22 protein-coding genes are annotated in these 18,497 nt (G+C 64.0%); 6 read left to right on the top strand and 16 right to left on the bottom strand.

The genetic code is table 11. The features are described 5' to 3' along the window. Positions 1-57 precede the first annotated feature (57 nt). From ACN9MV_RS16780 to ACN9MV_RS16770, 3 genes are read left to right on the top strand one after another with little or no spacing between them, the layout of a single operon-like run. The gene (locus ACN9MV_RS16780) at positions 58-864 is read left to right on the top strand and encodes a TatD family hydrolase (RefSeq protein WP_093075199.1); all 807 of its coding nucleotides are present in this window, start codon (positions 58-60) and stop codon (positions 862-864) included. Next, entirely contained in the window at positions 861-1,541 is a 681-nt protein-coding gene (locus tag ACN9MV_RS16775) for an ankyrin repeat domain-containing protein (protein WP_426388679.1), read from the top strand. The genes ACN9MV_RS16780 and ACN9MV_RS16775 overlap by 4 nt, the downstream gene beginning before the upstream one ends. Beyond that, complete coding sequence (locus ACN9MV_RS16770; protein WP_426388678.1) at positions 1,535-1,750, top strand: DUF4124 domain-containing protein; 216 nt, start codon at positions 1,535-1,537, stop codon at positions 1,748-1,750. Before ACN9MV_RS16775 ends, ACN9MV_RS16770 begins: the two co-directional genes overlap by 7 nt. Positions 1,751-2,332: 582 nt before the next feature. On the opposite strand, the gene ACN9MV_RS16765 is transcribed toward ACN9MV_RS16770, so the two are convergent. The 5 genes from ACN9MV_RS16765 to ACN9MV_RS16745 all read right to left on the bottom strand — a co-directional run bounded on the left by ACN9MV_RS16765 (position 2,333) and on the right by ACN9MV_RS16745 (position 7,928). Next, on the bottom strand, positions 2,333-3,871 hold the full coding sequence (locus ACN9MV_RS16765; protein WP_426388677.1) for an ArnT family glycosyltransferase: 1,539 nt from the start codon (positions 3,869-3,871) through the stop codon (positions 2,333-2,335). Continuing rightward, positions 3,871-4,971, bottom strand: coding sequence for a glycosyltransferase family 2 protein (locus tag ACN9MV_RS16760; protein ID WP_426388676.1), 1,101 nt, complete (start codon positions 4,969-4,971; stop codon positions 3,871-3,873). The genes ACN9MV_RS16765 and ACN9MV_RS16760 overlap by 1 nt, the downstream gene beginning before the upstream one ends. An 89-nt stretch (positions 4,972-5,060) precedes the next feature. Further along, positions 5,061-6,440 carry a sensor histidine kinase gene (locus ACN9MV_RS16755; RefSeq protein ID WP_426388674.1) on the bottom strand — a complete coding sequence of 460 codons (1,380 nt, stop codon included), beginning with the start codon at positions 6,438-6,440 and terminating at the stop codon, positions 5,061-5,063. Next, entirely contained in the window at positions 6,409-7,095 is a 687-nt protein-coding gene (locus ACN9MV_RS16750; RefSeq protein ID WP_426388673.1) for a response regulator transcription factor, read from the bottom strand. Before ACN9MV_RS16750 ends, ACN9MV_RS16755 begins: the two co-directional genes overlap by 32 nt. Before the next feature lie 95 nt (positions 7,096-7,190). Then, positions 7,191-7,928 (bottom strand): SDR family oxidoreductase, encoded by a 738-nt coding sequence (locus ACN9MV_RS16745; protein ID WP_426388671.1) that lies wholly within the window; start codon positions 7,926-7,928, stop codon positions 7,191-7,193. 160 nt (positions 7,929-8,088) lie between these two features. Between ACN9MV_RS16745 and ACN9MV_RS16740 the strand changes: the two genes are divergently transcribed. Further along, positions 8,089-8,529, top strand: coding sequence for a MarR family winged helix-turn-helix transcriptional regulator (locus ACN9MV_RS16740; RefSeq protein ID WP_256216635.1), 441 nt, complete (start codon positions 8,089-8,091; stop codon positions 8,527-8,529). A 65-nt stretch (positions 8,530-8,594) separates the two neighbouring features. On the opposite strand, the gene ACN9MV_RS16735 is transcribed toward ACN9MV_RS16740, so the two are convergent. The 9 genes from ACN9MV_RS16735 to ACN9MV_RS16695 all read right to left on the bottom strand — a co-directional run bounded on the left by ACN9MV_RS16735 (position 8,595) and on the right by ACN9MV_RS16695 (position 15,073). Further along, positions 8,595-9,257, bottom strand: a complete 663-nt coding sequence (locus ACN9MV_RS16735) for a carboxymuconolactone decarboxylase family protein (protein WP_093074190.1) — start codon at positions 9,255-9,257, stop codon at positions 8,595-8,597. 124 nt (positions 9,258-9,381) lie between these two features. Beyond that, complete coding sequence (locus ACN9MV_RS16730) at positions 9,382-9,705, bottom strand: hypothetical protein (protein ID WP_093173521.1); 324 nt, start codon at positions 9,703-9,705, stop codon at positions 9,382-9,384. An 82-nt stretch (positions 9,706-9,787) separates the two neighbouring features. Then, the gene (locus ACN9MV_RS16725; RefSeq protein ID WP_093173525.1) at positions 9,788-10,528 is read right to left on the bottom strand and encodes an SDR family oxidoreductase; all 741 of its coding nucleotides are present in this window, start codon (positions 10,526-10,528) and stop codon (positions 9,788-9,790) included. A 22-nt stretch (positions 10,529-10,550) separates the two neighbouring features. Further along, positions 10,551-11,582 (bottom strand): amidohydrolase family protein, encoded by a 1,032-nt coding sequence (locus ACN9MV_RS16720; RefSeq protein WP_426388668.1) that lies wholly within the window; start codon positions 11,580-11,582, stop codon positions 10,551-10,553. Positions 11,583-11,609: 27 nt separating this feature from the next. Then, the gene (locus ACN9MV_RS16715) at positions 11,610-12,305 is read right to left on the bottom strand and encodes a type 1 glutamine amidotransferase domain-containing protein (protein ID WP_093074200.1); all 696 of its coding nucleotides are present in this window, start codon (positions 12,303-12,305) and stop codon (positions 11,610-11,612) included. 28 nt (positions 12,306-12,333) lie between these two features. Further along, positions 12,334-12,633: a superoxide dismutase gene (locus ACN9MV_RS16710; protein WP_426388667.1), complete on the bottom strand. Its 300-nt coding sequence runs from the start codon at positions 12,631-12,633 to the stop codon at positions 12,334-12,336. A 26-nt stretch (positions 12,634-12,659) separates the two neighbouring features. After that, the gene (locus tag ACN9MV_RS16705) at positions 12,660-13,229 is read right to left on the bottom strand and encodes a flavodoxin family protein (protein ID WP_426393177.1); all 570 of its coding nucleotides are present in this window, start codon (positions 13,227-13,229) and stop codon (positions 12,660-12,662) included. A gap of 214 nt (positions 13,230-13,443) precedes the next feature. Next, the gene (locus tag ACN9MV_RS16700) at positions 13,444-14,139 is read right to left on the bottom strand and encodes a helix-turn-helix transcriptional regulator (protein WP_093074206.1); all 696 of its coding nucleotides are present in this window, start codon (positions 14,137-14,139) and stop codon (positions 13,444-13,446) included. A 1-nt stretch (position 14,140) separates the two neighbouring features. Next, positions 14,141-15,073: an NAD(P)-dependent alcohol dehydrogenase gene (locus ACN9MV_RS16695; protein ID WP_426388665.1), complete on the bottom strand. Its 933-nt coding sequence runs from the start codon at positions 15,071-15,073 to the stop codon at positions 14,141-14,143. A 288-nt stretch (positions 15,074-15,361) separates the two neighbouring features. On the opposite strand from ACN9MV_RS16695, the gene ACN9MV_RS16690 reads away from it, so the two are divergent. Further along, a complete protein-coding gene (locus tag ACN9MV_RS16690) occupies positions 15,362-16,312 on the top strand; it encodes a LysR family transcriptional regulator (protein ID WP_426388664.1) in 951 nt (316 codons plus the stop codon). A 45-nt stretch (positions 16,313-16,357) separates the two neighbouring features. Here the strand turns inward: ACN9MV_RS16690 and ACN9MV_RS16685 are convergent, their stop codons facing one another. Together ACN9MV_RS16685 and ACN9MV_RS16680 are read right to left on the bottom strand one after the other, a co-directional pair. Beyond that, the gene (locus ACN9MV_RS16685) at positions 16,358-16,669 is read right to left on the bottom strand and encodes a zinc-binding dehydrogenase (protein ID WP_426388663.1); all 312 of its coding nucleotides are present in this window, start codon (positions 16,667-16,669) and stop codon (positions 16,358-16,360) included. Further along, positions 16,650-17,630 carry an AraC family transcriptional regulator N-terminal domain-containing protein gene (locus ACN9MV_RS16680; RefSeq protein WP_426388662.1) on the bottom strand — a complete coding sequence of 327 codons (981 nt, stop codon included), beginning with the start codon at positions 17,628-17,630 and terminating at the stop codon, positions 16,650-16,652. Before ACN9MV_RS16680 ends, ACN9MV_RS16685 begins: the two co-directional genes overlap by 20 nt. A gap of 113 nt (positions 17,631-17,743) precedes the next feature. Here ACN9MV_RS16680 and ACN9MV_RS16675 point away from each other — a divergent pair, with 113 nt between their 5' ends. Beyond that, positions 17,744-18,475 (top strand): putative quinol monooxygenase, encoded by a 732-nt coding sequence (locus ACN9MV_RS16675; protein WP_426388661.1) that lies wholly within the window; start codon positions 17,744-17,746, stop codon positions 18,473-18,475. Positions 18,476-18,497 lie beyond the last annotated feature (22 nt).

Here is an 18,497-nt window from a genome sequence, read left to right as displayed (position 1 = left end):
CGACCCGGCAAAGCCGGTGTTCGCGGTATTTCTGGCATGGGCCCGACAATCAGCGCCATGTTTACAGACTCTCACTGCCACCTCACGTTTCCCGAATTCGCGGGTCAAATGCCGCAGATCCGCGCCGCCATGGCCGCTGCGCAGGTCGACCGGGCGCTTTGCATCTGCACCAAGCTCGAAGAGTTCGATGAAGTGCAGGCCCTTGCTGCCAGCTACGACAACTTCTGGGCCAGCGTGGGCGTGCACCCCGACAACGAGGACATCGCCGAACCTAGCGTCGAAGACTTGGTGCGGCTTTCAGCCCGGCCGCGCGTGGTTGCCATCGGCGAGACCGGCCTCGACTACTACCAGATGGAAGAACGCAAGGGCGGCCGCAGCATTGCCGACATGGAATGGCAGCGCGACCGTTTTCGTGTGCACATCCGCGCCGCGCAGCAGACCCGCAAGCCCTTGGTGATCCACACCCGCGAGGCCTCGGCCGACACGGTGGCGATCCTGAAGGAGGAGGGCGAGGACGGCGGCGGCAACGCGGCCGGCGGCGTGTTCCATTGCTTCACCGAAACCGCTGAGGTGGCGCGCGCGGCGCTCGACCTGGGTTTCTACATCTCGTTCTCCGGCATCCTGACCTTCAAGAAGGCCCAGGACTTGCGCGACGTGGCCGCTTTCGTACCGCTGGATCGCATGCTGATCGAGACGGACAGCCCTTATCTCGCGCCCGTGCCGTACCGCGGCAAGACCAACAATCCGTCGTATGTGCCATTCGTGGCGCAACAGATCGCCGAGCTGCGAAAAATGCCCGTAGAGGCCATCGCCAAGGCGACGAGCGACAACTTCGAAACATTGTTCAGGGACGTCAAATCATGAAAAACTACATTAAGAAGTCGATTTATCTCGTTGTCATTGCTACATCTTTTGCAGCGCAGGCAGGCTCGTTCGAGGATTTCTTCCGGGCCGTGCGCGGCGACAACGCCAGCAGCGTGCGCAGCCTGCTGCAGCGCGGGTTCGACCCGAACACGCGTGACGAACACGGCCAGACCGGCTTGCTGATCGCACTGCGCGAGCCGTCGCCGAAAGTCATCCAGGTGCTGATCGAGTCGCCGCAGACCAACGTGGACCTGGCCAACGCCAAGGATGAAACCCCGTTGATGCTGGCCGCGATCAAGGGCCAGCAGGACCTGGTCACGCAACTGCTGAAGCGCGATGCCGCGGTCAACAAGACGGGCTGGACGCCGCTGCATTACGCAGCCACCAGCGGCCAGTTGACCATCATGAAGGTGCTGCTCGACAACTACGCGTTCATAGACGCGCAATCGCCCAATGGCACCACGCCGCTGATGATGGCGGCGATGTACGGTTCGAGCGAAGCGGTGAAGCTGCTGCTGGCCGAGGGCGCCGATACGACGATGAAGAACCAGCTGGGCATGACAGCCGTCGACTTCGCGAACAAGGTGAACCGATCGGACACCGCGGCGATGATCACCGCGGCTGCGGCGGCACGGGCCAATGCGCCAAAGGCAATACCCAAGGACGGCAAATGGTGAGACAGGCAGGCGCCAAGTTGGCGGTCGGCTTGACGATGATGGGCCTTGCATCCGGCGCGATGGCACAGCACGCGATCTACAAGTGCGTTCAGGGTGGCAAGGTCGTTTACTCGAATGAGCCTTGTCCGGATGCAAAGAAGATCGAAATCAAGCAGACGAAGGGTGTGAATTACGAAGGCAGAGGTTCTGGGGCCGCGCCGAAGCGCTGAGTGTTTTCAAACACAATGTGCATTATGTTAAATGCCGCACGCGTCGAGTCCTTCGTGGCTAGGGTGAGATGCGTTTGCCATTGGTCATGCCCGTTCCACCGTCGGGCCAGTCCACTCTGGGGGGTGTCCGCTGTTCAACATTGCGGACACATGGTCGCCCGCTCACGCCCTCGCCGCAATGCGATCTCGACCGTACGCTTACGCAGCAAGGGCCTCTCTGCGGACCAACTGCGTTTTTGGGTTGAGGGCCAGGGAATGAAATGGCGACGTGACCCAGCCACCGGCCCGGTAAATCCTTTCCCCGGAGATCATCTAAAGAGCGCAAACGCTGGGGCGTCCTAAGATCGGACGGTTGCCAGACAGGCTGGAAGTTGCTACAGCGTTGGAACAAACCGTGGGCACAGAAGATGGCGTCATCGTGCCCGAAGGCAAAGTTCCTTGCCACCGGCATGAGCTTTGTGCAGCGTGCGCGACTGCGCCCTACTCCTGCTCGTCATCACCAGAAAGTCGAGCGCCACCCGCCGTGCTCAACCCAAGCCGTCCGTGCGCTGGTGGAGGCGATCCACAGGAACAGGAAAAGATTCAGTTCCTCCATTCGCTGTCCCCGCCCTCTTCAATGGCGTCGCCGCTCGACTTCATGGCAAGGCGCGGCTCGGTGCACGGCGTGCGCAGAAAAAGGCGGTAGCTCCCGGCGTCGCCTGCGACTTGCAGGCATGGCAAGACGGCCTGGGGCAGTTGCCCCAGTACCGAATGCGGTACTGCGACGAACAGGGACTCCTGTGGTCGCTTATCCGCAAGCCGCAGCGGGTCGGCAATGTGCAGTGCTCGCCCGCCTGAATAGAACGCAGCGGAGAACATGCGCTCCTGCACGAACGCCAGTGGCGTTTCCGGTCGCAGTTGGGCGCGGTACAACTGCACCACTGCCTTGGCCGATTTGGCTTCAGCACGGCCGCCTGCGGTGAGATTGAGCAACCATCCCGCAAACAAGACGGTAGCGACGAGCGTTCCGGCAAGCAGCAGCCGGCGCGCAACGCCGTCGTCGCGATCGTTCAACCAGAGCGCGGCCAACAACGCCAGCGGCGGCAGGCCTGGAAGCACATAGGTCCAGAGGATATTGCCGGCAGCCGTGAAGATCACGCACGGCGCGAGACCGCAGGCCAGCAGATAGAGAACGAACGACCGCCGCGCGTCCGCGCCATCTGCCGGCGAACCTGTGCTCCTGCGCCGCGTGCGCCAGGCGGCAAGCGGCACCACGATGCTCCACGGAAGAAATGCACCTGCCAGGAAGAGCCAGATGGTGCCGCGGGGAAAGGCATGCGCCGAACCGTAGCGGTCACCCTGCCAACCCGAAACGACGAATCGGTTCCAGTGCTCCCCGATGAAAAAGTAGTCGAGGAAACCGGGCGTGCGTGTTTCGGCGAGCACATACCAGGGTGCAGCAAGGGCCAGGAGCAGTACACCGTTTCGCATCCACGGCGCGGCCTGCCACACCCTTCGCGCCTGACGCGTCCACAAGGACCAGGCTCCGGCAGGCAACAGGATCAGCGCGAATCCCACAGGGCCCTTCGCCAGGAGAGCGATCCAGAGCCCGGCGATGAACAGCCACGCCTCGCGCTCGCGGTGCTCGGCCGGCCCTTGCAGCGCCAACCAGAAGCTGCGCATCGACAGCACCGTGCCCAGGCACAGCGCCATGTCGGTCGTCACGGCGCCGGAGACCGTCCAGAACAGGACCGTGGTGGCGAGCAAGGGCAGCACATAGGCGGGCCGCCGCATCCCGGCGCACCGCGCCCAGTCGTACGTGAGCACGGCAATCGCAACGGCCATCAGAAAGTGAGGCAAACGCGCGGCGAACTCGTTGGCTCCGAAGAGCTGCATGCTCCCTGCGGAGAGCCAGAAGGCCAGCGGCGGCTTGCCCCAGAACGGCGTGCCATCGGTGAACCAAGGCGTGATCCAGTCCCCGCGCTCCGCCATTTTTCGCGCGATCTCGCCATAGCGTCCCTCGGTGGTGTCCATCAGCGGATAGCCCGCCAGAGAAACCAGGCGCAGTGCAACGAGAAAAACGAGGATGCAGGTGGTCGCCGTGCCCAGCGCCTGCCGGGTGTCGGTAAGAAGGCGCGACATCAGCGAGCAGCGTTCGATTTCGACTTGGACGGCACCGTCGCCGGCTCGTAGACGTCGATCAGGTAGATCGGGCGACCTTTGGTCTCGGTGAAGATGCGCGCCACGTATTCGCCGAGCATTCCCATGCACAGCAATTGCAGCCCGCCAAGGAACAGCATGCTCACAATCAAGGTCGGGAAGCCCTGCACCGCATCGCCAAGAATCAGCGCCTTGAGGAAAAAGAAGATTGCATATGCGAAGGCGCTGCCGGCGCTCGCGAGGCCGAGAAGCGTGGCCACCTTCAGCGGCGCGGCCGAGAACGCGGTGATGCCGTCGAAGGCGAGACCGATGAGCTTGAGGAAAGGCCATTTGGTCTCGCCGGCCGCGCGAGCGGAACGCTCGTAGTCGATGGTTGCCTGCGGAAAGCCGACCCAGGCGAACAGCCCCTTCATGAAGCGCCCGCGTTCGGGCAACTGGTTGAGGGCGTCGACCGCCCGGCGGCTGAACAAGCGGAAGTCACCCACGTCTCGCGCGATCGGCACATCGCTCACGCGCTCGATGAGGTGATAGAACGCGCTGGCGGTGGTCCGCTTCCACCAGGATTCGCCCAGGCGCACTCGCCGCCTCATGTTCACCACGTCGGCACCGCCGCGCCAGGCCGCGACCATCGCGGGAAGGAGCTCGGGAGGATCCTGCAAGTCGGCGTCGATGACCACCACCGCCTCACCGGTTGCGAGTTTCAGCCCTGCGCTCATCGCCGCTTCCTTGCCGAAGTTCCGGGTCAGACGTGCATAGGAGGTTCCGGGGTGGCTGCGCTGCAGGCGCTTCAGCAGATGAATGGTCTGGTCGGTACTTCCGTCGTCGATGTAGATGATTTCGTACGCCACGCCAAGGTCTGCCAGCACAGCGGCCAGGCGACGCTGGAATTTGACCAGCACCGCCTCTTCGTTGAAAACCGGAACCACAACACTGAGCGTTACGGCGGCAGCCGGACGCGGAGTCGCCCTCCCCGGCCGGCCCCACACGGCGTTTGTTGGCGGCCCACTGACAGTGCGGCCAGGCGAATAGAACCGATCGGAGCGCGCGCGATAAGGGGAACTTGAGCCGACAGAGTGAAGCATTGAAATCGCACCAGGACAACAGGATTTCCGCATCCTCTGCCTGGAAGACTTTCCGGCGACTTACCGGCCCTGCCCCGCCCCTCGCGCAGCTACGGCCGCCCTTGCGCACCTGAACGGGCCAGCAGAAATCTCATGCCCGGTTCGGCGTCTTCTGCGGACAGCTTCCATCCATGCGCCTGCGCGATTTCCTGGCAAATGGCCAAGCCAAGGCCGGCGCCATGGTCACGCCGATGTGGGCCACGCCAGAAACGCGTGAACATCATCGAAAGCTGCGCCGGATCTGCGCCCGGTCCCCAATCCCGAACCGCCATTGCCTCGGCGCCCACCTCGACGGCTACCTTCGTGCCTCGCGGTGCGTGCTGGATCGCGTTCTCCATGAGGTTCTTCAGCACCGTGAAAAGTGCGCCCCGATCGGCGGTCCAGTGAACCGCCTCGCCATGGAGTTGCACCAAAAGATGTACGCCTGCTGCCTTGGCCATGCGCTCCAGGTAGGTGACGCCCTCTTTCACGACCTCCTGCACATCAACTTCCTTGAAGCTGTAGTTCTGAACCTCGCTGGCCTCGGCCAAGTGCAGCAGCTGTTGCACCTGGCGCGCCATGTGTTCAACGTCTTTGAGCAATGACTCGCGGCCCACACCTGATTCGCTCAATTCGATTTGTGCGCGGATCAACGCGAGCGGCGTCTTCAGCTCATGCGCTGCCGTCGCAAGAAATTCCTGCTGGATGCGAAACCCGTGCTCCAGCCGTTCGAGCACGCGATTGAAGCTTTCCACGAGCGGCACGATCTCGGATGGAACGCCATCGACCTGCAGCCGGGCATGGATGGACCTCGGGGCAATCGCCGCTGCGGAAGCCGCCACATTTCGCAGTGGCTTGAGCGTGTAGCCCAGGACCAGGTACGCGCATGCACCGAACACGATGAGCAGGACGAGGCTGAACACGGCGATCCCGGCGGCCACGAACGGCAGCACGAAATGCCGATGCACGAGATCTCCAAACCGTGTGCTCGCGGCGAACTGCAGGAACCACTTCCGGCCGGCGTGCTCCACCGGCACGGTGGCGCCGTGTATCGGCATCCCGCTGTGTTCGAACTTGAAATATCCGCGTTCCCCCTGCGGGGCTGCCCCCGCCCAGAACGCTTCGCCCGACGCGGACGACATCACGGTCTTGCCGGAGGCATCGAGGACGCGGTAAGCCACCTCTTGCCTGAGGCTCTCGTACATCCAGTCCGCACCGCGTTCACGCGCATCGAACCCGACGGGCGTTCCCGAGTCGTCGAACTGCAATGCGCCCGCGAGTTCTTCGGCGCGTCCCACCAGATCGGCAACGAACAGGAGATCGCTGCGCACCGTCAGCACGGTGATGGCGATCGACGCGATCAACACGATGCTCAGCACTACGCCGACCACGAACGCCAGCAGGATTTTCAGGCTGAGGCTATGCAGCCACGCCGGCTTCGCGAAGCGCATAGCCCAGCCCTCTCACGTTGACGACTCGCTGCCGCGAGCCGATGGCGAGCAGTTTTCGGCGAAGCCGGTGCAGCGCCACATCCAACGCGTTCGGCGTGACGGCTTCCCCCAATCCCCACGCTGCCGCCTCCAGCGCGGCTCGGCGCACCGTCTCGCCGCCGTTGTGCATCAGGAGGAGCAGTATCTGCATCTCCGCAGGCGCCAATGCCGCGCGCTCATCGCCGCAACACACGCTTCCATCGGCGGGCTTCAACTGGAGATCGCCGTGCGCGGGATCGAGCGGCCGGCACGCCGTTGGGCGGCGCAGCAGTGCCCGCACGCGGGCCACCATCTCGTCCATCGCGAACGGCTTGGCAAGGTAATCGTCGGCGCCGGACTCGAGCCCTTCCACCCGATCGCGCAAGGCATCGCGCGCCGTCAAGACAAGGCACGGCACACCGAATCCGCGCGCACGCAGGCGTTGCAGCAAGGCCAGCCCGTCTCCATCGGGCAGTCCCCGGTCGAGCACCAGCGCGCCGTAGGGCACTTGCTGGAGGGCCGCCCATGCGGCGTCGCCGCGATGAACGACGTCGACCGCAATGCCTGCCGCTTCAAGCCCGCTGCACGTGAGCCGGGCCAGCCGTTCATGGTCCTCGACCAGGAGAATGCGATTCATCGGCAGCGATGCGGAAAGCTCGGGAGCGCTCGTCAACGTTCATGTCGCATCGACGAGCAAGGGATGGCGCGGCGTCAGAAAGCGGCCGGATAGGCTCAACTGCCATTCATGCGCTGGAACAGCGCCTCGCCGTGCTGGCGCGTACCGATCGCCTGCCCGATCAGCACTTCGTCGCGGCCCTCATCGAGGAGCGTCAACGCTTCGGTTGCGAACGCTTCCGGGCTCATCATTCCGGCGCTCTTCGTGCCGTCGCTGCGCGTATCGCCGCCCAGAGCGGTGTCGACGATGGGAGGCGCCAACTCCACGACCTTGACCGCGGTGTGCCGAAGCTGATGCCGCAGGCTGAGCGTGAACGAATGAAGCGCAGCCTTGGTGGCGCAGTACACGGGCACATCGGCCATCGGTGCGAAAGCCAATCCCGACGTGACGTTGACGATGACAGCCCGCTCTTGCCCGCGCAGCAGCGGCAGGAGCTCGCCGATGAGTTGCACCGGCGCGGTGAAGTTGATCGCAACCTCCTGCTCCAGGTCGTCCAGCGCGTGATCTCCGGTGAAGCTGCGGCGCGATTGAACGCCGGCATTGTTGAAGACGACGCTGAGGTCCGGGTGCTCGGCAGCAATCCAATCGACCAGCGCCCTTCTGCTTTCGGCGTTCGTGATGTCACAGATTCGCGTGATCAACGCTGGCTCGATCGCTTGCGCGCGAGCCAGCGCCTCTGCGCCCCGGCCGCAGACGATGACTCGATTGCCACGCTGAAGAAGTTGTTGCGCAAGCGCCAATCCGATGCCGCTTGAGCCTCCGGTAACGAGGATCGTGCTGTCGCGCAATGTCATGCTCTGGTCCTTTGAAGCGAGAACGCGGAGTCCATCGCCCTCGATGGCTCCCTGACTGTCGTTCTGATACGATCAAATGATGCCAATATGACATCATATTGTCAATATGGATTTATAGAGACCTATGGCAAAAGCAAAGCGAACCCCCTCCGGCGAAGCGATGAGCAGCTTGATGCTCGAGCTGTTCAGGCTCAACAGCCGCCTGCTGACAGCCGGCGACCGGCTGGTCGCGCCGCTCGGCCTCACGAGCGCCCGCTGGCAGATCCTCGGCACCATCTTCAAGGGCGAACACCCGCAGCCGGTGGCATGGCTCGCCCGCAACCTGGGTGCCAATCGGCAAAACGTGCAGCGGATCGTCAACGACCTCGAAAAGGAAGCGCTGGTCGCATTCGAGGCCAATCCTCACCACCGGCGGGCGCAGCTCGTGGTCCTGACCGACAAGGGAAGGCAGGTCTACGCTGACGCAATGGCATTGCAGGCTCCATGGATCAACAGCCTCTCGGACGGGATTGCCGTGGGCGACCTCAAGACGATGCAAACGATCATGGCGTCGCTGCGGCAGAAGCTGGAGCAAGACACGGAGGAGGACGAGCCAAGCTGACTGTGGTCAGCGGATTGATCGGGACATCGCGGGGGTCGGCCATGTGTGGACTCCTTCCAATCACTTCAACCCGCGGGTTGCGTCGCCAGGTGCCGCGCCAGCGCCTCGCGCGCACGCCGGGCGCTGGCGGCATCCACGCGATCGGCCAGCAGCTGCCCGAGTTGCTGCAGTTGCTGCGCCGACAGGCCGACGTTCATGCTGATGCGGATGTGCGCCTGCAACTGCGACTCGACGCCCGCGAGCGCGGCCAGCATGCTGACCGTGGCGACCTCGCGGCTTTGCCAGTCGAGGTTGTCGCGCTCGAAGATGTCGCCGAACAGATGGGTGCGGAGGTATTCGTTCGCCACGGGCGCGAAGTCGAACAGCGGCCCCTGCACCGGCGCACCCGACAGCTTGGTCTGGTTCGCGGTTCCCGCGGCTAGCAGGGCATCGCCCTTCGGAATCGGGCGGCCAGGCGCGTGGCCCGGCGCATCCTTCACGCCGCGCTGCTTGCGCGCCTCCACGACCTTCATCAGTTCCGTGAGCGCATTGAGGCTGCGCGGAAAGCCGGCATAGGCATAGAGCTGCACCAGCACTTCCCTGGCATCGCTGACCGCGAGGCCGGCGTCCAGCCCCTCGTTCAGTGCTGCGTTCAATTTGGCAATGTCGCCGGAGGCTGCGAAAGCCGCGATCGGCACGATGGCTTGCTGTGCGGCCGACAAGGTTTCGGAGGGGGATGTATTTGTCATGCGGGTCGACTCCTGGTTTTGCGATGCATGGCCGACGGAAGCCGTCAGCCCCGAGGCCATAGCGGCAGTCATGGCTGCCGCGGTGCGGCGCTTAACGTGCGTTGTATCGCTCAGCGCGACAGCGTCAGCCCGAAACCTGGTTGCAGCTCTTTGATTGCCGCTCTTGCGCCAGCAAGGTGGCTCTGCGCTCCGATTCGTTCATATGGCTCGATGCATCGATGTAGCGAGCGGCAATGGCAAAAGGTATGACGACCTTCCAGGAGTTGCTCTTGGCTTGCGCCGCACGCTCCTGCGTCACCTGCTCTTGCGCCAGCTGGTCTGCGATGGCCCGGCAATCGAGCGAGGAAAACTGCGATTCCGGCATGCCGCTTTTAGGGATGTTCGAGCAACCCGTCCCGAGCAGGACAAGCGGGAACGACAGCAACAACGCATATCTTTTATTGATCATTCATTTCTCTTTGAAGTGGAGGACGCCTCGGCTTGAACGGGCTTGATTTGGACATGCGCTCGTGCCAGTTTCTGGCACCAGTTCAGAACTCCTGCCGTGTCGGTCGGAACAGGATTTCGTTGATGTCGACGTCTTCAGGCTGGCTCATGGCGAAGAGCACGCAGCGCGCAAAGCTGCTCGCGGGAATCGCATTGCGCTCGTAGAACGCCTGCATGGCCTGCGTCATGCCCTCTTCCTTGGTGGAGGCGGGCAGTTCCGTGTCCACCGCGCCCGGCGAGAGGATGGTGGAGCGGATGTTGTAGGGCTTCACCTCCTTGCGCAACCCTTCGGAAATCGCGCGCACGGCGAACTTGCTCGCGCTGTAGACCACGCCCCCCGCACTCACGATGTGGCCAGCCACCGACGAGACGTTGATGATCTGCCCACTCTTTTGCGTCTTCATGGGAGGCAGTGCCGCAGCGATGCCATGAAGCACGCCCTTGATGTTCACGTCGATGGTCTGGCTCCACTCGTCCACGCGCAGCATCTCCAGCGGCGAGAGCGGCATCACCCCTGCGTTGTTGAGCATCACGTCGATCCGGCCGTGGGATTCGATGGCACGGGCGACCAGCGCCTGGACCTGATCGAGGTGCGCGACGTCAGTCTGCACGACGCTCTCGGCACCGAGGCCGAGTTCTTCTGCCAGGGCCTGCAGGCGATCGAGCCGCCGTGCGCCCAAGACAACCTTGGCGCCGGCCCATACGAGATGGCGTGCCGTTTCCGCTCCCAGGCCGCTGCTGCCGCCGGTGATGACGACCACCTTGTTTTCGATTCCTTGGGTCATGTATTTCTCACTTGAAGTTGGGTCACAGGCCCAGGAGACGCTCGGCATTGCCGTGGGCAATGAGGGCCTTGTCCGCGTCGCTCACGGGCAGGCGCTCGATGAAGGCTCGCGCGCCGTCCAGGCTTTGATACGGGTAGTCAATGGAATAAAGAATGCGCTCGGCGCCCATCAGCGCATGGATGAACTGGAAGTGCGGCAGCGTGAGCATGCCGCTGGGCGAGACGTACACATGCTCACGGTAGGTCTGCACGATGGGACGCCTGAGGCCCGAGGCTTCCCGCGGGATGGAGTCTTCCAGCCGTTGAAGGAAGAACGGCACCATCTCGCCCCAGTGGCCGCTGATGACCTGCAGCCCGGGGTGCCGGTCGAAGGCGCCCGCGAGCAGCATGCGCACGACCTGGATGCCCGATTCGTTGTGCCAGCCCCAGGCGAACATGGCCAGGCGCGCGCTGAGCTCGCGCTCGAGGCCGCCGTAGTACGGCGCCTGCACGGCGGGCAGAGGCAGGCCGGGGTGCACGTACAGCGGCACCTTCAATTCGCTGAAGGCCGCAAGGATCGGCTCGTAGCGCGCATCGTCCAGGAAGGTGTCTCCGGGGCGGCCGTTGATGAGCGCGCCCTTGAGTCCGAGCTCTTTCACCGCCCGCTCCAGTTCGCGCGCAGCCGCCTCGGGCGCTTGCCAGGGCAACGTGGCAAAACCCGCGAAGCGCGCGGGATGCGCCTGCGCCGTTTCGGCCAGCTTGTCGTTGGCCGCACGGTTCAGCTCGATGGCCTCTGCGGCGGGCAGCAATTGCGGGAACCCGCCATAGGAGAGCACCTGCATGTCGATGCCGGCGGCATCCATGTCGGCCAGGCGTGCAGCGCCCATCTCCAGCGTTTTGCGAGCGGACTCGCTGGGCGCAATGACATGCGGGCGGCTCGGATCGGCCACGTTCTGGCCATCCACCACGCGGCTGCCCCAGTCGGCAAAGTAAGGCGCCTCGGCGCGCACCAGCGCCTGGGTGGCCCCGCCGATGGCACGGTCGAGCACGTGCTCTTCGACACAGATCAGTTTCACGCTATCCCCTTGAAAGCTTCAGCGGGCTTATGCCAACAGGGCGTCGCGCAGCGCGATGCCCAGGCTCGCCGCGGACTGCGGGTTCTGGCCGGTGATGAGCCGTCCGTCGACGACCACGTTGTCGGCCCAGTTGGCGGCGTTCTGATGCTGCGCGCCTCGTTCGTTGAGCGTGGATGCGAGCAAGAAGGGCACGACGTGCGTGGACTCCACCTCCTCTTCCTCGCCGTTGGTAAAGGCCGCCACCCGCTTGCCCGCCACCAGCAGGCTGCCATCGGCACGGCGCGCGTTGATCAGGGCCGCCGGGCCGTGGCACACGGCCGACACGATGCCGCCGGCGGCATCGATCTCGCGGATGGCCTTCTGCGCGGCCGCGTTGTCGGGGAAGTCCCACATCGTGCCGTGGCCGCCCGCAAAGAAGATGGCCGAGTAACGCGAGGGGTCCACGTCGTCGATGCACAGCGTGTGGGAGATGGCATGGCGGAAATCGGCATCGGCCCAGTAGCGGGCGATGACCGGGTCTTTCATGTCCTCCAGTCCATCCAGCGGCGCGTCGCCACCCAGGATGGAGGCGAACTCCACCTGGATGCCGGCTGCCTGCAGCTTTTCCAGCGGATGGGTGACTTCGGCCAGGTTGTAGCCGGTGGGAATGCCCGTTGCGCCCTTCACGGCGTTGCTGCTGACGACGAAGAGGATGGGCTTGAGTTCGGACGCTTGCTTGGTCATGGTCGTAGGTTCCTGTGTTCGGCGCGCCTCAGGCGTTGCCTGGCGCAAAGAGCGATTCCCAGTTCAGGAAGGGGCCCAGCGGGATGACGTCCCAATCGAGAAGACCGGCCTTGGCGAGCGGAAATTCGCGCAGCGTCTTCAGGGCGACCTCGGCCGATTCGCACTCGGCAATGATGGCCACGCCGGGGCGGTCCTGACGGAAGTAGATGTCGCGCACGACGCCGCCCTTGTAGAGCTGCCAGGCGTGGCGGGCTTCGTCCTGCAAGTGCGGCTGGTACTTTTCCAGGGTGGCGCCGGGCGCGGGGATGTCGAGGCAAAGAAATTTCATGAAGAGGCTCCTTGGTAAAAAACGCGTCAAGCGGGTTGAAGTCGGCGAACGGTCTCGGCCACGCGCCTGCCCAGGTGGGCGGCGGTTTCCAGGTCGCTCGTGATGGGGGCGTCGTCCGGTCCCTGGTCGCCGTTGGACTGCGCCATCGCGCCTAGCCAGCTGCCCAGGCGATTAAGGTCATGCACGCTGCCGCGGCTGCTGTCGTTGCCCGGCTTCAAGTCCAGGCCTACCCACAACATGCCGTGCTGCGCCGCAAACAGCGCCATCGAGATCAGCGAGTGCAGCTTGTCGCCGTTCTGCGCACCCGAATTCGTGAAGCCGGCGGCCACCTTGTTGCGCCACTTCATGTCGTTCCAGACGGGCTTGGTGGAGGCCTCGCAGAACTGCTTGAAGCGCGCGCTCGGCGAGCCGTTGTAGGTGGGCGAACCAAAGACGATGGCGTCGCTCGCCTCGAGCACGTCCCAGGGGATGGCGCCTTCGGAAACGGCGATCAGCTGCACCTGCGCGCCGGCCACCTCTCGCGCGCCTTCGGCCACGCTTTGCGCCTGCCTGGCTGTGTGGCCCCAGCCGCTGTCATGGACGATCGAAATCAGCATTGGGGTCTTTTCCATTTCAAGATTTCCTACGCTGTAGGGTGAGAGGAAGGTCCAGGGCGATCGAGTTGCAAAGCTCGCTTTGTCGCCCAGAATTCTCTGTTTTAGAGAAAATGTGATGCTAAGGTAGAAAAATACTATCCAATGTAGAAAAGCATTCCCCTGCGAGAAAGTTCGAATTCACCAATGGACTCGTCGAACGCGGCCGTGGACCGCGCTAGGCGCTGTCGGGCTGGTTGCAAGGAAGCCCGTCTCGCCATTCCTTGACAAGCTGCCGGCGCGCACGCGGATAGCGTTCGTCCAGAAAATCGACCGTCACGATGCGGTCTGTGCGAATACGGCAGAAGTCGCCGCTCGACTCGCACCACGCGGCAATCAGCCGCTGCGATTCGACGAAGCCGAGCATGATCGGCCAGATGGTCCGCTGCGAAATGGCCCCGCTGTCGTCCGCGTACCCGATGTGCATCTTTCGCTGCTCGCGCATGGCCCGCCGTACCTGCGCCAGATCGAAGACCGAGGCTTCTTTTCTCTTGCGAAAGATGTAGAGCGCGTTGTCGTCCAATTCCGCCCTCATCTCGGCCGGGAGCACACCATTGATTTTTGCGAGCGCGTTCTGCACGGCAAGCGCCAGCGCTTCGTCGGCGTGGCGGCTGACCCACTGCGCACCGACCACGAGCGCCTGGACCTCTTCTTCCGTGAAAGACAGCGGCGGCAGCAAAAAATCGGGCCGAAGGATGTAGCCGACGCCGGCCTCGCCCTCGATGTGCGCCCCGATGGATTGCAGCGTGGCGATGTCGCGGCGGATAGTCCGCAGCGACACGCCTGTCTCGCGCGCCAGCACTTCGCCGGACACGGTTCCGCGATGCCGGCGAAGCACCTGCATGAGATCGAACAGGCGGTGGCTTCGCGACATGTCAGGCCATCGCCACGAGGCCCTTGCCGCCGAGCTTGCGGCCCGCTTCGAGCGCGGCGACGAGGCCGATCGCCTCGTTCAGGGGAACGATCTCGGCGATCGGCATCCGGAACCTGCCCTCCCCCGCGGCACGGGCGAGGCTGTCGAGAATGTCGGGCCGCGGCGTGCAGACGATCGGTTTGAGCCGCCGGTTGAAGACCGAACGGATGAACTTGCCCGGCGTGGGATCGAGGTCCAGGAACACGCCGTCCTCGCGCAGCAGGCCCAAGCCTTGGGCGGTCGTCATCGTGGCGGCCGTGTCGTAGACGACGTCGAAACGCTCGTGCAGCTTGGACAGATCCGTTGTCCGATAGTCGAAGACGTTCTGCAGACCGAGAGCCCGCGCCCGTTCCATTGCTCCGGCGCTGCAGCTGCCCGAGACAATGGCCCCGTGCATTCGCGCAATCTGGACAGCCGCTTCGCCAACCGCCCCGGTGCAGCCGTTGATGAAGACATGCTGGCCGGCTGTCAGCTTCGCCTTGTCGACCAGCCCGTTCCACGCCGTGACGCCGGGGGTTCCAAGGCAAGCCGCATCTTCGAAGGAGACGTTGCCGGGCTTTACCGCCAAGGCGGTCTCGTTCGCGATCACGGCTTCTCCCAACGCGCCGCTTTCCTTGAAGCGCGCAAGCCCGAAGACGGCATCGCCAGGCACAAAGCGCGTCACGCCAGGTCCGACGGAGATGACCGTGCCGGAGAAGTCGAACCCCATGGCACGGGGAAACGCCCTGCCCGTCACGATCTTCATCTGGCCGTTGCGCAGCTTCCAGTCGATGGGGTTGATGGCTGCGAACTTGACCTTCACGGCCACCTGTCCCTGGCCGGGCGTCGCCAACTCGAACTCGTCGAGCCGCATCAACTCCGGACCGCCGTACATGCCGTACTGAATGCGTTTCATGGCCGGCTGCTCCTCGCGAACGATTCAGCGAAGTCCCGGATCACCGCGCGCGCAATTTCCGCTGCGGCGCCATTGGCTTGAGTCACGATATTTCCTTGTGTTGCCTGAGAAATTCCAGTCTAGGCAGCGCTGGTGCCAGGTTTTGGCACCAGTCTTTTCGTGGCGCGTGCTCTCAAACCGATCCTTGTTGCCCTGCATTCCCACAGGAGCTTTCGGCAGGCATACTAAGTAGAAAAATACTATCCAATGTAGAAACGAATTCCCATGCCCGATGATCTGAATTCACCAATGTATTTGGCAAAGGCACCGCCGGAACGCCAGGAGCGGCTCGACGGCGTGACCTTGTTCGTGGACGTCGTGCGCCTCGGCGGCTTCACCCGCGCAGCCGAGCACCTGAGCCTCACCCGCTCGGCCGTGGGCAAGGCGATCGCGCGCCTGGAGGCGCGCCTGGACGTGCGCTTGTTTCATCGCACGACGCGCGTGCAAAGCCTCACCGAGGACGGCCAGATCTATTACGAACACTGCCTGCGCGCGCTCGCGGAGCTGCAGGCTGCCGAGGCGCAGATGGAGTCCGGCCGGCACCAGGTGGCGGGCCGTTTGCGCGTCTCCATGCCGGTCTTGTTCGGCCGCCATTGCATCGCGCCGATCCTGCTCGAACTCGCACGCGAGCATCCATCGCTCGAATTGCTCCTGAGCTTCAGCGACCGACCTGTCGATGTGCTGGCCGAAGGCTTCGATCTCGCCGTTCGCAGCGGCTTCCTCGGCCACGAAAGCGAAGGCCTGCGCGCACGCAAGCTGGTGGTGCAGCGCAAGCGGGTGTGCGCCTCACCCGACTACCTGGCTGCGCACGGACGACCGCAGAACACGGGCGAACTGGCCTCGCACAGCATCCTCATTTACCGGCGTGCCGACCGCATCAACACGTGGCAGTTGCCCGATGCGACGGGACGCATCACGGAGATGCCACTCAGTTCACGCCTGCAGCTCGATGACCTGGAGGCCATAGCAGACGCAGCGACGGCCGGCCTCGGCCTCGCGTGGTTGCCCGAGTGGCTGGTGAGGGAACGCCTGCGCACAGGGGCGCTGGTCAGCGTGCTGGACGACCAGCCCGGCGCCGCGATGGATTGCTACGCCCTCTGGCCCGCTGCGCCGCACATGCCGCTGCGCCTGCGGCTGGCGGTGGATGCGCTGGTGGAACAGCTGCCCAAGGTATTGGGTGTGCAGGGCGAGGTCGGGTAGCGAGGCGCAAGCAGGAGCACTCCCCCACTCCTGCTTGTTTCGCAATCAACCCATCGTGACGATGAGCCGCCCGGTGACACGACCTTGCGCGCTCAGTTCATGCGCGGCGGCAATGCTGTCCAACGGAAAGGCCTTCTCTACTGGCAAGGTGAACGATCCAGCGGTGAACAGTGCTGCGGCGCCTGCCAGGGCCTTTGTCGATTCCGTCGGCTCGAACGATGACTTTGCGCCGTATTGAGGTGCAGACAGGTCTGCGATCGACAAGACCCGCGAAGGGTAACCGGTGATCGCCACAAGTTCCTGAATGACGCCAGAACCGGCGATAGGCCAGGCGCAGCTAGCGAGCCGCGTCGGCACTGGTTTTCTGCCGCAGATCCTGGACATCGCGCCGCGGCGGCGCGCCGAACAGACGACCGTATTCGCGGCTGAACTGCGACGGGCTCTGATACCCCACCTGGAACGATGCGCTCGAAGCATCGATGCCTTCGGACAGCATCAGCCTGCGCGCTTCGTTCAGGCGCAGCCACTTCTGGAACTGCAGCGGGCTCATGGCCGTCAGGGCACGGAAGTGCCGACGGAAACGCGATGGACTCATCTGCACGTCGGCCGCAAGCGCTTCGACGCGCAGCGGTTGCGCGAAATTCAGCTTCAGCCATTCGATGGCACGCGCGATGCGCTGGTTGTGGCTTCCTGCCGACGCCATCTGCCACAACTGCACGCCCTGCTCGCTCATCAACAAGCGATAGAAGATCTCCTTGCACATCAATGGCGCAAGCACCGGAACGGCCGCCGGATCGTCCAGCAGGTCGACGAGCCGCAAGAAGAGTTCGAGGAGTTTCTCCGTCGTTTCGCCCAGAACCAGGCCCGGCATCAAACTCGCCTGCCCCTCCAGCGCCGGCGGTTCGGCCTGCAGGACGAGCTCCGCGATGCTGCGTGCATCCAGCGTCAGCACCAGGCTCAGGTATGGCCGGTCTGGGTGTGCCTCCACTGCCTGCAACACCACCGGCAAGTTGAGCGCGGCGAGGAGGAAGCGGCCACTGTGATAGCTGTAGGCATGCTCGCCCAGCAACGCGCGCTTGGCGCCCTGCACGGTCAGCGCAATGCTGGGGCCCACCATGCAGTTCATCGGCTCTGTCGGCTCGTCGTGACGATAGAGCGTCAGTCCCGGAACGGCGGTGTCGAATTGCTCGGTGCCGTCCGTCCAGCGGGCGATGCGCTGTGCCAGCGCGGCTCGCAGGGCCTCGAACGTATCCGGTTGCGCGCCGGAACTGGGCCGCTCTTGCTTCACTTCTCTTTCTCCACGGCTGAAATGGCGCATGGTAGGGCGTACTTGCCGGTCGCTTGTCCATTACCTGCGGCGACGGTCGGATCAGGCAAGAACTCGCGCGGATCTGTCTATCGAGGCTGTCGTGTTTGCGCCAAGAATGAGGCATGCCATTTCCGACCATTCGCGCGCCCAGGCATTTCTGGAAGCTCGCACTCTTCGGCACGTCGCTGCTGACGCTGGCGCTGAGCGAGACCGCGCTCGCCCAACCGGCCTCGACACCGCTCGTGCGATTTGCAGAACTCGATGTCGACAAGACCCGACTCGACGACTTTCGCAAGGCCGCGCGCGAAAACGCCAAGGCCAGCATGCTGGAGCCAGGAGTCCTCGCCTTCCACGCCGCGGCGGAGAAAGACAATCCAGCTCGCGTCCGCGTGTTGGAGATGTATGTCGACGCGCAGGCCTACAGGGATCACGTGCAGACGCCCCACTTCCAGAAATTTCGCGCGGTGACCGACGCCATGATGCTGCGCCGTGAACTGCATGAAGTCGTACCCGTGCGTCTTGGAGCCAAGGCAAGCCTGAGCGGCCAGCCGCTTGTGCGCGTGGCGGAACTCACGATCGATCCAGCCCAGCTCCAGGCCTACAAGGATGCCGTGACGGAAGAAATCGACACGTCGATCCGCATCGAGCCGGGCGTGCTGGCAATCTATGCCGTTGCACTGAAGGCGCAGCCCGCTCAATTGCGCTTCTTCGAGATCTACGCGGATGACGCGGCGTATCGATTGCATATTGACTCGCCGCATTTCAAGAAGTACGTCGAGGCCACCAAGTCCATGATCGTTTCGCGCAAGCTCATGGAGGCGCAGCCCATCGCCCTCGGCCTTCCCTCACGTTGAGTTCACCACACCACGCTTGCAT

The sequence above is a fragment of the Variovorax sp. R-27 genome (genome assembly GCF_049913215.1).
Lineage (GTDB): Bacteria > Pseudomonadota > Gammaproteobacteria > Burkholderiales > Burkholderiaceae_C > Variovorax.
This window is presented reverse-complemented; position numbering and strand designations above follow the sequence as displayed.

Bases quoted from the DNA above. Each gene is read 5' to 3' on its own strand.
- ACN9MV_RS16780 (WP_093075199.1), top strand. From the start codon at position 58: ATGTTTACAGACTCTCACTGCCACCTCACGTTTCCCGAATTCGCGGGT.
- ACN9MV_RS16775 (WP_426388679.1), top strand. From the start codon at position 861: ATGAAAAACTACATTAAGAAGTCGATTTATCTCGTTGTCATTGCTACA.
- ACN9MV_RS16770 (WP_426388678.1), top strand. From the start codon at position 1,535: ATGGTGAGACAGGCAGGCGCCAAGTTGGCGGTCGGCTTGACGATGATG.
- ACN9MV_RS16765 (WP_426388677.1), bottom strand. From the start codon at position 3,871: ATGTCGCGCCTTCTTACCGACACCCGGCAGGCGCTGGGCACGGCGACC.
- ACN9MV_RS16760 (WP_426388676.1), bottom strand. From the start codon at position 4,971: ATGCTTCACTCTGTCGGCTCAAGTTCCCCTTATCGCGCGCGCTCCGAT.
- ACN9MV_RS16755 (WP_426388674.1), bottom strand. From the start codon at position 6,440: ATGCGCTTCGCGAAGCCGGCGTGGCTGCATAGCCTCAGCCTGAAAATC.
- ACN9MV_RS16750 (WP_426388673.1), bottom strand. From the start codon at position 7,095: ATGAATCGCATTCTCCTGGTCGAGGACCATGAACGGCTGGCCCGGCTC.
- ACN9MV_RS16745 (WP_426388671.1), bottom strand. From the start codon at position 7,928: ATGACATTGCGCGACAGCACGATCCTCGTTACCGGAGGCTCAAGCGGC.
- ACN9MV_RS16740 (WP_256216635.1), top strand. From the start codon at position 8,089: ATGAGCAGCTTGATGCTCGAGCTGTTCAGGCTCAACAGCCGCCTGCTG.
- ACN9MV_RS16735 (WP_093074190.1), bottom strand. From the start codon at position 9,257: ATGACAAATACATCCCCCTCCGAAACCTTGTCGGCCGCACAGCAAGCC.
- ACN9MV_RS16730 (WP_093173521.1), bottom strand. From the start codon at position 9,705: ATGATCAATAAAAGATATGCGTTGTTGCTGTCGTTCCCGCTTGTCCTG.
- ACN9MV_RS16725 (WP_093173525.1), bottom strand. From the start codon at position 10,528: ATGACCCAAGGAATCGAAAACAAGGTGGTCGTCATCACCGGCGGCAGC.
- ACN9MV_RS16715 (WP_093074200.1), bottom strand. From the start codon at position 12,305: ATGACCAAGCAAGCGTCCGAACTCAAGCCCATCCTCTTCGTCGTCAGC.
- ACN9MV_RS16710 (WP_426388667.1), bottom strand. From the start codon at position 12,633: ATGAAATTTCTTTGCCTCGACATCCCCGCGCCCGGCGCCACCCTGGAA.
- ACN9MV_RS16705 (WP_426393177.1), bottom strand. From the start codon at position 13,229: ATGCTGATTTCGATCGTCCATGACAGCGGCTGGGGCCACACAGCCAGG.
- ACN9MV_RS16700 (WP_093074206.1), bottom strand. From the start codon at position 14,139: ATGTCGCGAAGCCACCGCCTGTTCGATCTCATGCAGGTGCTTCGCCGG.
- ACN9MV_RS16695 (WP_426388665.1), bottom strand. From the start codon at position 15,073: ATGAAACGCATTCAGTACGGCATGTACGGCGGTCCGGAGTTGATGCGG.
- ACN9MV_RS16690 (WP_426388664.1), top strand. From the start codon at position 15,362: ATGTATTTGGCAAAGGCACCGCCGGAACGCCAGGAGCGGCTCGACGGC.
- ACN9MV_RS16680 (WP_426388662.1), bottom strand. From the start codon at position 17,630: ATGCGCCATTTCAGCCGTGGAGAAAGAGAAGTGAAGCAAGAGCGGCCC.
- ACN9MV_RS16675 (WP_426388661.1), top strand. From the start codon at position 17,744: ATGCCATTTCCGACCATTCGCGCGCCCAGGCATTTCTGGAAGCTCGCA.